The organism is Shewanella mytili (assembly GCF_046765975.1).
Lineage (GTDB): Bacteria > Pseudomonadota > Gammaproteobacteria > Enterobacterales > Shewanellaceae > Shewanella > Shewanella mytili.
Genome location: NZ_JBKOUD010000001.1, coordinates 102,037 through 117,040, shown reverse-complemented (window position 1 = coordinate 117,040; position 15,004 = coordinate 102,037). Strand labels below are relative to the sequence as shown.

The window sequence follows — 15,004 nt, the reverse complement described above, 5'->3', positions numbered from 1 at the left end:
TGCGTCCCGGCACCGAAGTCTTTTAGGTCGTAACAGAACGTGGAAATATGGCACAGCAATTTCAATACCTTAGCGAACAGAAAAGCTGCCTGAGGCTGACCCATCAGCTGCTGGATCAGGTCAGCATTGAAACCATGCTGCAAAGCCTGAATCAGCATTTTGCTGATGCAGCGCTCCCCTATCACGCCGCCGTACTGGTAGATGTCCCGCAGTCCGGGCCACAGCTTTACCTGCCAACAGAGCAAGGCAATATTGGCTGTTTTCACGAAGCGGCCCTGCTGCAAAATGGCCCGCTGCGTTTGGTGCAGGCCTCCAGAACCCCGCTGCACCTTGGCTGCGAGGAATACCGCCAGCGCTATCCGCGACTGAGCGTCAGCCTGCGCCCCCATCCCTTTGGCGACTATCTGGCCCTGCCCATTCTCAACCACCGACGCATGATAGGACTGCTGGAAATCACCCAGCCCCAGCAAAGCCATTTCAGTCAGGACGACATTGCCTATCTGGAACTGATTGCCGAATCCGTAGGGGTGGCGCTGGAGCATCTGCAAGCCCGCCTGGCACTGAATGTTGAGCAAGGGCAATTATGTGAAGAACGGGATGATTTTCATGTGCTGGTGAATGTAACCAATGCGGTGATTACCGAGCGCAGCGTGGAGTCACTGGTGGATAAAATCGCCCGGGAAATCCATTGCGCCTTTGGCATTAATGCCATCAGCGTGTGCCTGCCGGAATCTGACCCGCATTCACTGACTCTTTATAACGCTTTTTTTGTGCATCCTGGCATCCCTCAGGAAACCCAGGAGCACATCAGCGCCGCTCGCAGCATTTGTCAAACCGTATTGCAAACCGGCGAAATCCAGCATAAAGCGCTGACTCAGGACGAGCCTCTGGCCCGCCATGAAGCCCAATTGTTCCAATACTGGCCGGCTGCCAGCCATCAATTGTGCCTTATTCCCATCAAGTTTGCCGGGCAGGTATTGGGAGTGCTCAAGTTGGCCCAGGCTGATGCCGCCTGCTTTAAGGGCTCCCGCCTGCAACTGCTGGCACAGATTGCCGAACGCACCGCCATTGCGGTGGACAATGCCAGGGCCTATCAGGAAATCAACCGCCTGAAAGACAATCTGGTGGAGGAAAACCACTACCTGAGCGAGCAGGTGGAAACCCTAAGCCACCAGCAGTTTGATGACATCATCGGCCGCAGCAAGGCCATTACCGATGTACTCAAGCAGGTGGAACTTGTGGCCTCAACCGATTGCAGCGTATTGCTGCTGGGGGACACCGGCACCGGCAAGGAGGTATTTGCCAGGGCATTACACCGCCTTAGCCCCCGCAGTAACAAGCGCATGATCAAAATGAACTGCGCCGCCATGCCTGCCGGCCTGCTGGAAAGTGACCTGTTTGGCCATGAAAAAGGCGCGTTTACCGGTGCCAGTAAAGAGCGCATGGGACGCTTTGAGCTGGCCCACCAAAGCACCCTGTTTCTGGATGAAGTGGGCGACATGCCATTGGAGCTGCAACCCAAACTGCTGCGGGTGTTACAGGAGCAGGAGTTTGAGCGAGTAGGCAGCAACCGCTTAATCAATGTGGATGTGCGCCTGATTGCGGCAACCAACCGGGATTTGAAACAGATGGTGGCAGACAAGGAGTTTCGTTCCGATCTGTTCTATCGCCTCAATGTGTTCCCCATCCGCCTGCCGCCCCTGAGCGAGCGCCGTGACGACATTCCCCTGCTGGTGAAATACTTTGTGGCCCGTGCCAGCCAGCACATGGGACGGGAGATTGACAGCATTCCCTCACGGGTATTGAAGCAGTTGCAAGAGATGGAGTGGCCCGGCAATATCCGCGAGCTGCAAAACGTGATTGAACGGGCGGTACTGCTTACCCCCGGCCATACCCTGCAACTGCCGCCGGAACTCAGTGCTCACCAACCCAACGAGGCCTTGTCATTAACACCGGCCAAGGCCCGTCCCGGCCGTGATCATGATGAGGAAGATGAATATCAGCGGATTATTGCCGTGCTGCAGGAAACCAACGGCATTGTGGCCGGCCCCCGAGGCGCCGCCCACAAGCTGGGGTTAAAGCGCACCACGCTGTTATCACGCATGAAACGCTTAGGCATAGATAAAGAATCCGTGCTGCTGTAAACATCGCAAGCACTGCTGCAACATCCGAGCGGCATCAGCGCTGACAGCGCAGCTGCTGCACCAACAACCGATCAAGGGCATTGGCAAATGCCTGGCGGTCGGCCTGACTCAGCGCTGCCGGGCCACCGGATTCAATGCCACTGGCCCGCAGCGTATCCATAAAGTCCCGCATGGTCAGCCGCGCCCGAATGTTATCCGGTGTAAAGGCATCGCCTCTTGGGCTCAGGGCTTTGGCGCCTTTGGCCAGCACATCCGCAGCCAGCGGAATATCAGAGGTGATCACCAAGTCATCGGCAGCCACCCGCGCCACGATTTCATTGTCTGCCACATCAAACCCTTGCATCACCTGTACGGTATGGATAAAAGCAGACTTAGGCACTCGCAGCGGCTGATTGGCCACCAGCGTCAGCATTATCTGGCAGCGCTCTGCCGCGCGGTACAACACTTCTTTTATCACCACCGGACAGGCATCCGCATCCACCCAAATTTTCATAACGTTCCACATTCAAAAATAGTATGCCGACTTTACCTCATTTAACACGGCAAAGGCATCTATTGCTGCAGCGCCTGCATCTTGGGTGCATCCATATAGGCGCCAATCCCCGACAGATACCCCGACACCGCCTGATCCAGCATCAGCTCCTGCATGGCAAGCTGCCCCACCAGGGAGAACGCCTGTTCAAACACCGCCTGGCTGTTTTGCTGCGCAATGGCGGTTTTGGTCTGAGCTTCACAATCTTGTGTAAGCAGCCGGGTCAGCAAGGCGCCCACTTCACGGCTCACATGCTCCCTATCCTGGGCCGTTACGTTGGCATAGGGTTGAATTTCCGGATGTTGTGCCATGCCCATAAACACCCAGCGTGCCAGCAACTTGCGCTCTTTGCCAGTCATCGAATCCGTCAGGCAGGTACTAAACTGCTGCACCACCTGCATATTGGATGTTGGGGTTGGGATTGCCTGTACGCCAGACGCCATGGCCCACAAGCCGGTGCCCAGCAGTAACGCCCGCCATTTGCTGTTTTTCATCTAAACTTCCTTTCCATTAACGGATACCATACATCGTGCACCAATTTACCAGAGTTCGTTGTTGTCAGAGCACCTTTTTATCCAAGCCATTTTTACCCGCGCCTTGATGACAAACGGGCCATCAATCATGGGCAGCGTTACATGGCTAGAGTCCGCCTCTGCCAGATGATAAACTTTGCGCCATTGCCCATCCGTGTCGCTGTCATTGTTTATGTCTACACCTGCCATTCAGCGTAACTTTCGCCTTATCAGCTACGGCATTTTGCTGTTGGCCCTTGTGTTTGCCGTCATTAAGTACCAGCGTCCCGCGACCATCCAGCAAATAGAAGGACACGCACAAGGCACCACTTACCATGTCAGTTGGTGGTCAGACAATCCGGTATCCACCGACGTCATCGTCCAGGAATTCAATGACACCCTGGCCAACATTGATGTGGAGTTATCAACTTACCGGGAAGACTCTTACATCTCCCGCTTTAATCGCAGCACCGACACCCGCTGGCAAGCGGCCTCCGCCGACTTCATTGCACTGATTGAAATTGCCAAAGCGATTCACCATAAAACCGGTGGCTGTTACGACCCGACCATCGGCCCGCTGTTCAACCTCTGGGGCTTTCAAAAAGACAGTTTTCACCTGCCATCACCCAGTGCCATCGCCGCGGTAAAAGCCCAGGTTGGCATAGATAAACTCCTCATAGATCCGGCGGGGCAACGCATCCGCAAAACCCTGCCGGGCTTACAGGTTGACTTGTCATCCATGGGCGAAGGCTACAGCATCAGCAAGCTGGCCAAGGTGCTTGAGCGCCATCACATTGCGCATTATCTGGTGGAGTTTGGTGGTGACATGAAAATCCGCGGCCATAAACCCGACGGCAAAAAATGGCGCATTGCCATAGACCGGCCCGATCAGCAATCAGCCCAACGCCAGCCTTACAGCATTCTTACCATTGAGGATGAAAATGGCGTAACACTGGATACATCTGGCACCTATCGCCACCATTTTGATGAAAATGGTCAGCGCTACTCCCATATCCTCGACCCGCGCACCGGCGCCCCGGTTAACCATGCCTTGGTGTCGGCATCGGTTTTCGGGCAGGACCCGAGAGTCAGTGATGCTTGGGCAACAGCCATGTTGTGCCTGGGGCCGGATGAGGGGCAGAAAATCGCCACCGCCGAACAACTGGAAGTGTTTTTCATCACGCAGCATCAGGACGGCTTTCAAAATGCCAAAAGTGATGCATTGCAACACAGCAAACGGGTGATATTTGAACCCTAATCCCGAGAAACACGCCATTTGATGGGGAAAGGACAAGCGACGTTATCAACAAAAAGCGATTAATCATCGGTGTGGCACACCTGATTACGGCCATTGGCCTTGGCCTGGTAAAGTGCAAAATCCGCACGTTTCACCACTTGCGCCATGGTCTCCCCGGGCTTGGCTTGGGTAATGCCGCAACTGATGGTGATGCTGAATGATTCTTCACCGGCTGAAAACGTTAACGCCATGATTCGCTGACGAATGCGTTCGGCCAACTCCCAGGCTTTATGCCGTTCACAGTTGCCCAGCAGCAAGACAAACTCCTCGCCGCCCCAACGGCAGATGGCATCGGCATAACGGGTTTGTGAGCGCAGCTCACTCACCAGACGCTTTAACACCCTGTCGCCCATATCGTGCCCGTAGTGATCATTAATTGCCTTAAAGTGATCAATATCCAACACCAGCAGGGACAAGGGCTGTTGCTGATGACGGCACTGTTCCAGCAATAATTCGTAAAATTCTTCGCAGGACTGGCGGTTCATCGCCTTGGTTAAGGGGTCCAGTGCGGCCTGCACCGCCAATTTACGGTGATAGCGCCCTTGGGTGAGCAAGCTCAGTCCCAGCACCAGCAACGTAATCAATGCCGCCACGGCCAGATTGATCATGAAGGCGTGAAACACCGCCTGCTGTGACAGCAATTCATGCTCTTCCACCACCAGATACCAGTTAAATTCCGGTACCAGCCGGGCGTTGACAAACACTTTTTCATCCCCCAACAGGTAGTGATAACTGCCAGCGGGTTCCGATAACAAACGCGAGGCGATTTGCTGCATGCCCGGTATTTGCTGCAAGGTATCGCCATCATCAAAATTATCGCCATGCAGCACCACCCGCCCCTGGCGATCGACAAAGTAGATGGTGCGTTGGTAACGTTGCTCATAGTGGTTGATCATCTCAGCCACTTTGTTCACCGACAATCCCACACCGGTAATGCCGATTAATTGCTGCTGGTAATCAAACACCTTGTGATCGATGTAAATGTCCATCTGCCCCGGCCGTTCTTCATCAGGGCCCACGGTTACCAGGTAAGGCTGGGAGGCCGGCAACGCTTTTACCTGCTCGTACCAGGCGTATCTTGGATTGTTCTCATCAATAATGTGGTCGGCAATGTGCGGCAGATAATAACGACGATCCTTTTCCAGTAAAAAGAACGAGATAATGGTGCCGAAACGCCGGTCAATTTCCTGCAGATAACGCTGCATTGGTTCGCTGGGCGGTGAAGGCTGCAAGGCCCAGTCCCGCACAAATGTATCGTGAGCCATCAAGGTGGCCACAAAAATCGGCTGCACTAAATCCCGCTGGATTTGGGAATAGACATTATCGCTGGTAAGCGGCAGTGAGTGGCTTTCAATCTGGTGAGAGATGGATTTTTGTGCCACATAGTAACTGCTCCAGCTCATGATGAAAAACACCAGAAACAGCAACCCGCTGAACAACCACAGCATTCTGCTTTTCACATTTGCCAGCGGCTGGTGTTCTTTTAACATAAGCGGCTCCAGAAAATATGCTACCCCCGGCGGATAACATGTATGGCCATTACCCTATAGACAATAACGACCTGATACTTCAAATTTTATCAACTGATGGCCCATTTCACCGAAAAAATCATGTAGCTTCCACCAAGGCCGGATTGGCAGCGCTTTGCGCAATTTAGTACACTGCCGCCAGGTAAAAACACAGAGAGTGACTATGGCTCAGTTTGTATACAGCATGCTGCGGGTTGGCAAAGTGGTGCCGCCCAAGAAGCACATCCTCAAAGACATCTCTTTGAGCTTCTTCCCCGGCGCCAAAATCGGCGTTCTGGGGCTTAATGGTTCAGGCAAGTCCTCATTACTGCGGATTATGGCCGGGGTGGATAAAGAGTTTGAAGGCGAAGCTCGCCCGATGCCTGGCCTGAACATCGGTTACCTGCCCCAGGAGCCTCAACTGGATCTGCAAAAAACCGTGCGGGAAACCATTGAAGAAGCCGTGAGCGATGCCAAAAACGCCCTGAAGCGTCTGGATGAAGTCTATGCGGCTTATGCTGAGCCGGATGCTGATTTTGATGCACTGGCCAAAGAACAGGGCGAGCTTGAAGCCATCATCCAGGCGCAGGATGCCCATAACCTGGACCACATTCTGGAACGGGCGGCCGATGCACTGCGTCTGCCCGAATGGGACAGCAAAATAGAGGTGTTGTCAGGGGGGGAACGCCGCCGGGTGGCCATTTGCCGCCTACTGCTGGAAAAACCCGAAATGCTGCTGCTGGATGAGCCCACCAACCATCTGGATGCCGAATCCGTTGCCTGGCTCGAACAATTCCTGCACGAATACCCCGGCACCGTAGTGGCCATTACCCATGACCGTTATTTCCTGGATAACGCCGCCGGCTGGATCCTGGAGCTGGACCGTGGTGAAGGCATTCCATGGGAAGGCAACTACTCCTCCTGGCTGGAGCAAAAAGATCAACGCCTGCAACAAGAAGCCGCCACCGAAAGCGCCCGCCAGAAAACCATTGCCAAAGAACTAGAATGGGTACGCCAGGGCGCCAAGGGCCGTCAGTCCAAAGGCAAGGCGCGCATGTCCCGTTTTGAGGAGCTGAACAGTCAGGAATACCAGCGCCGTAACGAAACCAATGAACTGTTCATTCCACCTGGCCCACGCCTGGGAGACAAGGTGATAGAAGTGCGGCACCTGACCAAAAGCTATGGTGACCGGGTGTTGATTGACGATCTGTCATTCACCGTTCCCAAAGGCGCCATTGTGGGGATCATTGGCCCGAACGGCGCGGGCAAATCCACGCTGTTCCGCATGCTCACCGGTGCAGAAACGCCAGATAACGGCGAAGTGGAAATTGGCGATACCGTGCAGATTGCCTCAGTGGAACAGTTCCGCGATGCCATGAACGCCAACAACACCATCTGGCAAGAGATTTCCGGCGGTCAGGACATCATGCGCATCAACGGACTGGAAATTCCCAGCCGCGCCTACGTGGGCCGCTTCAACTTCCGCGGCGGCGATCAACAGAAAGTCATTGGCACCTTGTCAGGCGGTGAACGCAACCGGGTGCATCTGGCCAAACTGCTGCAATCCGGCGGTAACGTGCTGCTGCTTGACGAACCCACCAACGATTTGGACGTAGAAACCCTGCGGGCACTGGAAGAAGCGTTGCTGGAATTCCCGGGCTGCGCCATGGTGATCTCCCATGACCGCTGGTTCCTCGACCGTATCTGCACCCATATCCTGGACTACCGCGACGAGGGCAAGGTGAACTTCTACGAAGGCAACTACAGCGAATATTCCGCCTGGCTCAAGGCCAACTTCGGTGCCGATGTGATTGAGCCCCACCGACTGAAATACAAGCGGATGAGCAAGTAACTTACCCGCTTTCACGCACATACATCCCATTGAAGCCACGGCATTGATATTCACCGTGGCTTTTTATTCACTAACATCAACGCATTTTGATGGCCAACACTTCACAAGCGTTGAATTTTAAAAATGATTTAATGTAAATTTAAAAAAAAATCATAAAGTTAAACCAATCATCACCACTTAAAAGCCGCCATGGCAATATGTAAACATCATCAGTGCATTTATTTACACTTTTCCACACTTTAGCGCTTAGTTTTTTAACACTCCTCCCCTAGAATGATTGCCATAACCTACAGCAGCTCCATAACTACAGCAGTATAGATTCATGAAGAAATTTATCACCGCTCTTGTGATAGCCGGCATATGTGCCGCGGGCTTTTATCGCTGGCAAAATGCCCAGCAAGCCACCCAAAACCAGCCGAGCGAGCATGCGCGCATCATCCCGGTGGTCACCGCCATCGTGGAAAACAAGGCCTTGTCTGCCGACATCAAACTGGTGGGGAAACTTGCTGCCGAGCATTCGGTGTACATTGCGCCGCAGGTTACAGGGAAAATAGCTGCAATTTCAGTGCGCTCCAATCAACAAGTCAGCGCCGGGCAACAACTGCTGAAACTGGAAGACGCCAAAGCGGTGGCGGCCGTCATGGAGGCGAAAGCTTACCTCGCCGATGAACAACGCAAGTTGCAAGAATATGAAAAACTGGCTCATAGCGATGCCATTACCCAAACGGAAATTGACGCTCAACGGGCCAGTGTGGATATTGCCACAGCGCGGTTGGCATCCGCCGAAGCCGATTTGGCCTATCACCACATCAAGGCCCCCTTTAACGGGGTTGTGGGCCTGGTGGACTTCAGTCTGGGGAAAATGGTTACCCAGGGCACCGAGTTGCTATCGCTGGATGACTTAAGCGTACTGCGACTGGATCTGCAGGTGCCGGAGGCGCATCTTTCACAGCTCAGCCTGGGGATGCTTGTCAGCGCCCGAAGTGCCGCCTGGCCCGGCGAAACATTTTCCGGCAAGGTTGTGGCCATTGACCCGCGCATCAATGAAGAAACCCTCAATGTGCGTACCCGGGTGCAATTTAGCAACCCGCAGCACAAGCTGCGCCCGGGCATGATGCTGGAAGCCACCATGAGTTTTGCCCCGGAGCATCATCCGGTCATTCCGGTGCAGGCGCTAGAATATTCCGGGACCAAACGTTTTGTGTACAAGGTTGATGACACGCTCAAGGCCCAGCGCACGCAAGTCCAGCTGGGAGCCCGCATTGACAATTTGGTATTAATTACTGATGGATTACAGCCCGGCGATCAGATAGTGGTGCAAGGGCTGGTGAATATCCGTGATGGCATGCAGGTAAAACCGCAGCCCACTGGCCATGAATCACCTTCAGCATCACAGACGCCAACCCCGCGGGAGTCTCACAATGCTGCTCTCTGACGTTTCCGTTAAACGCCCGATTGTGGCGATTGTGCTCAGCTTGTTGCTGTGCGTCTTCGGCATTGTGTCCTTCAGCAAATTATCGGTGCGCGAGATGCCTGACGTGGAAAAACCTGTCGTCAGCATTCGCACCATTTATACCGGTGCCAGTGCCTCGATTATGGAAAGCCAGGTCACCAAAAATATTGAAGATCAGCTCACCGGCATAAGCGGTATCGATCAGATCACCTCCGTTAGCCGTAACGGCTCATCCCGCATCACGGTCAACTTCAAGTTGGGCTGGGACATTACCGAAGGCGTCAGTGATGTGCGTGATGCGGTAGCCAGGGCCCAGCGCCGCTTGCCGGAAGAAGCCCAAGACCCCATCGTATACAAAGACAACGGTAACGGCGATCCGGCAATTTACGTGGATTTACGCTCCACCGAGATGGACCGTACCCAGCTGACAGACTATTCCCGCAGGGTACTGGAAGACAAATTCAATCTGATCAGCGGTGTCAGCTCCATTAACATCTCTGGCGGCCTTACCCAGGTGATGTATGTCAAACTCAAGCCTGAGGAGATGGCCGGGCGCAAAATCACCGTCAACGATGTCATTACCGCCCTTAACAATGAAAACCTTGAGTCTCCCGGCGGCCAAATCCGTAATGATGCCACTTCCATGACCGTCCGTACGGCCCGCTTGTACCTGCATCCGGAGGACTTTGACTACCTGCAGGTGCGCACCGCCAGTGACGGTACCCCCATTTACCTCAAAGACATTGCCGATGTGTACATCGGCGCGCAAAACGAAAACTCCACCTATAAAAGTAACGGGGTTTCCAATATCAGCTTGGGGATAATCCCCCAGTCTGATGCCAACCCGCTGGAAGTGGCCAATGCGGTCACCCAACAGGTGCAGGCCTTGCAACAGTTTTTACCGGCGGGCACCCAGCTGAAGATTGGCTATGATGCCACGGTGTTTATCGATCAGGCCATTAACGAGGTCTACAACACGCTGTACATCACCAGTGCGCTGGTGGTGTTGGTGCTGTACATTTTCATCGGGCAAGCCAGGGCAACGCTCATTCCGGCCGTAACCGTACCGGTATCGCTGATATCAGCCTTCATGGCGGCTTATTTCCTGGGATTTTCGGTCAACTTGCTGACATTGATGGCGCTTATCCTGGCCATCGGTTTGGTGGTGGATGACGCCATTGTGGTGGTGGAAAACATCTTTCATCATATTGAACGGGGAGAGACCCCGCTGTTGGCCGCCTACAAAGGCACCCGGGAAGTGGGATTTGCCGTCATGGCCACCACCGCCGTGCTGGTGATGGTCTTTTTGCCCATCTCCTTCATGGAAGGCATGGTGGGGCTGCTGTTTACCGAATTTTCCGTGCTACTGGCCGTTTCGGTGGTGTTTTCCTCCATTGTCGCCCTCACGCTGACACCGGTGCTCGCCAGCAAGATTTTAAAGAACAAAGAGAAACCCAATGCGCTGAATCATTTGCTGGATTGCATTTTCCGCCATCTTGAGCGCCATTATCGCCGCGGGGTTAACGGCGCCATCCGCCATAAAGTGGCCGCGCCACTGGTGATCCTCGCCTGCATCGGTGGCAGTTACCTGTTGTCGCAACAAGTGCCCACCCAATTGGCCCCCATGGAAGATCGCGGTGTTATTTACGCATTTGTCAAAGGGGCGGAAGGCACCAGTTATAACCGGATGTCAGCCAACATGGATATCGTGCAAAGCCAGTTAATGCCACTGTTGCAACAGGGCATGCTGAAGTCTTTCAGCATTCAGGCACCGGCATTTGGCGGGCGGGCAGGCGATCAGACGGGGTTTGTGATAATGCGCCTGCCTGACTGGAGCCAACGGCAGATGAACGCCCAACAAATTCTCGGCGTGGTGACAAAAGCCCTTAAGGGCATTCCTGACATTATGGTGCGCCCCATGCTTCCGGGGTTTCGTGGCCGCTCCAGCGAACCGGTCAAATTCGTGATTGGCGGCTCCGATTACAAAGAGCTGTTTAAATGGGCCCAACTATTGCAACAACAGGCCAACAACAGCGGCATCATGAACGGGGCGGATTTGGATTATGCCGAAACCACCCCTGAGCTGCTGGTCACCGTGGATAGGCGCCGGGCAGCGGAGCTGGGGATCAGCGTATCGGATGTTTCAGACACCCTGGAGGTCATGCTTGGCGGTCGCACCCAAACCACCTATGTGGAGCGCGGCGAAGAATATGACGTCTACCTGCGGGGGGATGAAAACCACTTCAACAGCATGACGGATTTGAGCAAAATCTATGTCCGTACCTCCAAGGGCCAACTGGTCACGTTAGACAGCGTTGCCCGCGTGGAAGAAGAAGCCTCGGCCCAGCGCTTGAGCCACACCGACAAAAAGAAATCCATCACCATTAGTGCCAACCTCAATGCCGGTCATACCCTGGGCGAAGCACTGACCTTCCTTGATCAAAAAGCGGTGGAGCTGCTGCCAGGGGACATCACTGTGAGCTATTCCGGCGAGTCAAAGGATTTCAAGGAAAACCAGAGCAGTGTGTTCATCGTTTTTGCGCTGGCGCTGTTGGTCGCTTATCTGGTGCTGGCCGCCCAGTTTGAAAGCTTTATTAACCCGCTGGTCGTGATGTTTACTGTGCCCATGGGCGTTTTTGGCGGTTTTCTCGGGTTATGGCTAACCCAGCAGGGGCTCAACATTTACAGCCAGATAGGCATGATCATGCTGATTGGCATGGTCACCAAAAACGGGATCCTGATTGTGGAGTTCGCCAACCAATTACGGGACCGGGGATTGCCCTTTGAACAGGCGATTGTGGATGCTTCGGCGCGGCGCTTGCGGCCCATCTTGATGACCGCATTTACCACGCTGGTGGGCGCCGTACCCTTGATTATGTCCAGCGGTGCCGGCTCTGAGAGCCGCATTGCGGTGGGCACGGTGGTATTTTTCGGCATGGCGTTTGCCACCTTGGTTACCCTGTTCGTGATCCCCGCCATGTACCGCTTGCTGTCATATCACACCAAGTCACCGGGGTGGGTGGAAACACAGCTCAATGAGGAGCTGGCCAAACAACAACCCAAAGCGCAGCAGTAGGCTGCACCTGACATTACGCCGTTACTGGGCCACTACCGCTAACGGCGCCACCGCCTGCTGCTGCAGGCGCAGGCCTTCACGGTGAAAGGCCAGTTCCGCGCCTCGCAGCGGGCGGGAAAACAGGTTGCCCTGTAATACATCGGCGCCCATCTGCTGCAGCACATGGCGTTGCTGCGCATCCTCAACCCCTTCAACCGTCACCCGATACCCCAGATAATGGGCCATCTCGATGGTGGTCAACACTATCCGCCGGGCTTTGCCATCGGTGAGCAAATCATCCACAAAGGATTTATCAATTTTCAGCTCGTCCACAGGCAAATCTTTCAGGTAAGCCAGTGACGAGTGGCCGGTTCCGAAATCATCAATGGCAATTTCAAGCCCCAAGTGCTGCAACTGCTGCAGTTTTTCCCGGGTACTGCCAAGGTTTGCCAGCAACACCCCTTCGGTGATTTCCAGGGCCAGAACACTGCCGGGCAACTGGTATTGCGCCAGTTTTTGGCTGATACAAGCCACCACGTCCTGCTCGAAATCATTGCTGCCCAGATTCACCGCCACCCGGAGATCCAGCCCTTGTTTGCGCCAGCGTTGTTGCTGTTGCAGTACATTGTCCACCATCCACTGGCTCACCAGTGAAATCATCCCGGCGCGTTCAGCCAGGGGAATGAATTCAGATGGCGCAATCTGTCCCAACTGTGGATGTTCCCAGCGGATCAGCGCCTCTACCTGCTCACAGCTACCGTTTTGCAGGGTTTCCTTGGGCTGATACACCACATATAACTGATCATGCCGCAAGGCTTTGGGCAGTGAATGAATGATGTTCATCTCCCGCAGATGCAACTGGTCATCCCCGGCTTCATACACGGCAATGCTGTTTTGTTTGTTCCGGGCTTTTTTCAGGGCCAAATCCACCCGCTTTAACATCAGGCTCATGTCTGCGTGATGTTGCGCCAAGGGTAAATAGCCCATTTTGACGCGAATGCCGATGGGGGTGCTGCCGATGTTATAAGGCTGTTGCAGTTGCTGCTGCAGTGCTTCCAAATTTGGCAGCGTCAGTGCCTGTTCATAAAACAGTAAAAATTCGTCACCGTCCAGACGGGCCACAAACCGTGGAGTAGGAGTGCCCTGGGATAATCTGCCAGCATAACTGCGTAACAGAATATCCCCCACATTAAAGCCGAATAAATCGTTCACCAAACGCAATCGTTCAATGTCCAGTAACACCAGCGTCCCCCGGGTAACCGGCATTAATGGCGTCATCACCCGTTTAAACCACTGGCGGTCTTGCAACCCGGTGAGCGGATCTTTACCCGCATTGGCCGGTAATCGTTGTAACAGGGATTTGGTGACGAGATAAAGCGGTTCAGCCTTGGAGGGAACCCGGGAAAGCGCCAATGGTTTGGGATGCTCGGAGGCAAAACGCAGCGCCTCAGCCAATTGTCCGACAAAGCGCTGCAAACGGCGATAACGCCACCACAACACCAAGCCTACCAACACACTAATGGCCAATAACCCTGCCAAGCCAACAATCATCTGCATCCCCAAGGCATCCGCTGGTGCCATCTTGTTTGTGCCACTTGTGGTGGCTTATTATCAGTCTTGATCGTAACTGGATTTGATTGAATGGAAATGTTCCAAAAACGCTTCGCTTGCTAGCGCTTCCGCTGACACCGGCAGTCCTTTGTCGGCAAATATTGCCAACCGTTGTTCAAGCTCCGGCCCGGCACGCAGTTCTCCCACATAAAATGCGGCAGCGCGGATGAAATCAAGATAGGTCACCGCCTCAGGCAAATAGTGTAAATCAGCCCAGCGTTCCACCACTTCTGTCACTTCCGGTGTGAATGACCAGCTATTCAACACCGCCCGCCCAATCGGCCCCTGCAGTTTGCGCACCAGTGCCCGCAACTGACCGATATTGGTAAAGAGTGCCGGATGGGATTCCGCTTCTGTCAGCACAGGTAAGGCGCCGATGTTATGCACCAGGCCCGCCAGCGTTAAGGTGTCATAATTCAGCTGGCATTGGGGGTTTTGCTTTTTATACAGCAGCAACATGGAGGCGGCCGCAGCGGTCACCTCGATTGAGGTGCTCCACACTTCATCCATGACATCCCATACCATCTCGTTGCTGGAAATGAACAACTGCTCCATGGCAATGGATGTCACAATGGTTTTTATCTGGGTAAGGCCGATGCGGGTAACGGCCTGATTGATGTTTTCTGCAGGCACGCCACGGCTATAAAAAGCGCTGTTGGCCACCTTAATCAAACGGGCTGAAATCGCCGCATCTTTCCCAATCACATCGGCAATCTGCCGCAGGCTGGAGTTGGGACGCCCCATCACCTCCTGCACCTGAATCGCCACCTCCGGCAAGGTGGGCAAAACCAGTGTATCGTATTTCAACTTCTTTAAAAGACTGACCAACAGTTGATGCTCTGTGGACATGCGCGCCCCGATGTAACCTGAATGTTCAAAATATGTACCTGATTATATCAGCTCCCTTTATGACAAGGAGCAGAGATCTCCGCCCCCAATGAAAAAACCCAAGACATTTGCCCAAGTTTTACCCGATTATGAAAAAGCGAGCACCAGTGGATGGTGCATTGCCATGGATGGGGAAGTTGCCATGGAGAAAC

The 15,004-nt window shown here is 54.0% G+C and carries 10 protein-coding genes; 5 read left to right on the top strand and 5 right to left on the bottom strand.

The features are described 5' to 3' along the window. The first annotated feature begins 47 nt into the window (after positions 1 to 47). Positions 48 to 2,144 carry a sigma 54-interacting transcriptional regulator gene (locus tag ACIDEJ_RS00515; protein ID WP_411986135.1) on the top strand — a complete coding sequence of 699 codons (2,097 nt, stop codon included), beginning with the start codon at positions 48 to 50 and terminating at the stop codon, positions 2,142 to 2,144. Between the two features lie 34 nt (positions 2,145 to 2,178). Here the strand turns inward: ACIDEJ_RS00515 and ACIDEJ_RS00510 are convergent, their stop codons facing one another. Beyond that, positions 2,179 to 2,637 (bottom strand): YaiI/YqxD family protein, encoded by a 459-nt coding sequence (locus ACIDEJ_RS00510; RefSeq protein ID WP_411986134.1) that lies wholly within the window; start codon positions 2,635 to 2,637, stop codon positions 2,179 to 2,181. 59 nt (positions 2,638 to 2,696) lie between these two features. Further along, positions 2,697 to 3,170, bottom strand: coding sequence for a hypothetical protein (locus ACIDEJ_RS00505; RefSeq protein WP_411986133.1), 474 nt, complete (start codon positions 3,168 to 3,170; stop codon positions 2,697 to 2,699). A 211-nt stretch (positions 3,171 to 3,381) separates the two neighbouring features. On the opposite strand from ACIDEJ_RS00505, the gene ACIDEJ_RS00500 reads away from it, so the two are divergent. Then, positions 3,382 to 4,446 carry an FAD:protein FMN transferase gene (locus ACIDEJ_RS00500; RefSeq protein WP_411986132.1) on the top strand — a complete coding sequence of 355 codons (1,065 nt, stop codon included), beginning with the start codon at positions 3,382 to 3,384 and terminating at the stop codon, positions 4,444 to 4,446. A gap of 59 nt (positions 4,447 to 4,505) precedes the next feature. On the opposite strand, the gene ACIDEJ_RS00495 is transcribed toward ACIDEJ_RS00500, so the two are convergent. Continuing rightward, entirely contained in the window at positions 4,506 to 5,975 is a 1,470-nt protein-coding gene (locus ACIDEJ_RS00495; protein ID WP_411986131.1) for a sensor domain-containing diguanylate cyclase, read from the bottom strand. Positions 5,976 to 6,177: 202 nt separating this feature from the next. Here ACIDEJ_RS00495 and ettA point away from each other — a divergent pair, with 202 nt between their 5' ends. The 3 genes from ettA to ACIDEJ_RS00480 all read left to right on the top strand — a co-directional run bounded on the left by ettA (position 6,178) and on the right by ACIDEJ_RS00480 (position 12,374). After that, positions 6,178 to 7,845 (top strand): energy-dependent translational throttle protein EttA, encoded by a 1,668-nt coding sequence (gene ettA / locus ACIDEJ_RS00490; RefSeq protein ID WP_411986130.1) that lies wholly within the window; start codon positions 6,178 to 6,180, stop codon positions 7,843 to 7,845. Between the two features lie 322 nt (positions 7,846 to 8,167). Continuing rightward, positions 8,168 to 9,280: an efflux RND transporter periplasmic adaptor subunit gene (locus ACIDEJ_RS00485; protein ID WP_411986129.1), complete on the top strand. Its 1,113-nt coding sequence runs from the start codon at positions 8,168 to 8,170 to the stop codon at positions 9,278 to 9,280. Beyond that, entirely contained in the window at positions 9,267 to 12,374 is a 3,108-nt protein-coding gene (locus ACIDEJ_RS00480) for a multidrug efflux RND transporter permease subunit (RefSeq protein ID WP_411986128.1), read from the top strand. The genes ACIDEJ_RS00485 and ACIDEJ_RS00480 overlap by 14 nt, the downstream gene beginning before the upstream one ends. 21 nt (positions 12,375 to 12,395) lie before the next feature. Here the strand turns inward: ACIDEJ_RS00480 and ACIDEJ_RS00475 are convergent, their stop codons facing one another. Continuing rightward, positions 12,396 to 13,934 (bottom strand): putative bifunctional diguanylate cyclase/phosphodiesterase, encoded by a 1,539-nt coding sequence (locus tag ACIDEJ_RS00475; RefSeq protein ID WP_411986127.1) that lies wholly within the window; start codon positions 13,932 to 13,934, stop codon positions 12,396 to 12,398. Positions 13,935 to 13,964: 30 nt separating this feature from the next. Continuing rightward, complete coding sequence (locus ACIDEJ_RS00470) at positions 13,965 to 14,813, bottom strand: HDOD domain-containing protein (RefSeq protein WP_411986126.1); 849 nt, start codon at positions 14,811 to 14,813, stop codon at positions 13,965 to 13,967. Positions 14,814 to 15,004 lie beyond the last annotated feature (191 nt).

Coding starts and splice junctions, on each gene's coding strand:
- ACIDEJ_RS00480 (WP_411986128.1), top strand. CDS start 9,267: ATGCTGCTCTCTGACGTTTCCGTTAAACGCCCGATTGTGGCGATTGTG.
- ACIDEJ_RS00500 (WP_411986132.1), top strand. CDS start 3,382: ATGTCTACACCTGCCATTCAGCGTAACTTTCGCCTTATCAGCTACGGC.
- ACIDEJ_RS00470 (WP_411986126.1), bottom strand. CDS start 14,813: ATGTCCACAGAGCATCAACTGTTGGTCAGTCTTTTAAAGAAGTTGAAA.
- ACIDEJ_RS00485 (WP_411986129.1), top strand. CDS start 8,168: ATGAAGAAATTTATCACCGCTCTTGTGATAGCCGGCATATGTGCCGCG.
- ACIDEJ_RS00505 (WP_411986133.1), bottom strand. CDS start 3,170: ATGAAAAACAGCAAATGGCGGGCGTTACTGCTGGGCACCGGCTTGTGG.
- ACIDEJ_RS00510 (WP_411986134.1), bottom strand. CDS start 2,637: ATGAAAATTTGGGTGGATGCGGATGCCTGTCCGGTGGTGATAAAAGAA.
- ACIDEJ_RS00475 (WP_411986127.1), bottom strand. CDS start 13,934: ATGGCACCAGCGGATGCCTTGGGGATGCAGATGATTGTTGGCTTGGCA.
- ACIDEJ_RS00495 (WP_411986131.1), bottom strand. CDS start 5,975: ATGTTAAAAGAACACCAGCCGCTGGCAAATGTGAAAAGCAGAATGCTG.
- ACIDEJ_RS00515 (WP_411986135.1), top strand. CDS start 48: ATGGCACAGCAATTTCAATACCTTAGCGAACAGAAAAGCTGCCTGAGG.
- ettA (WP_411986130.1), top strand. CDS start 6,178: ATGGCTCAGTTTGTATACAGCATGCTGCGGGTTGGCAAAGTGGTGCCG.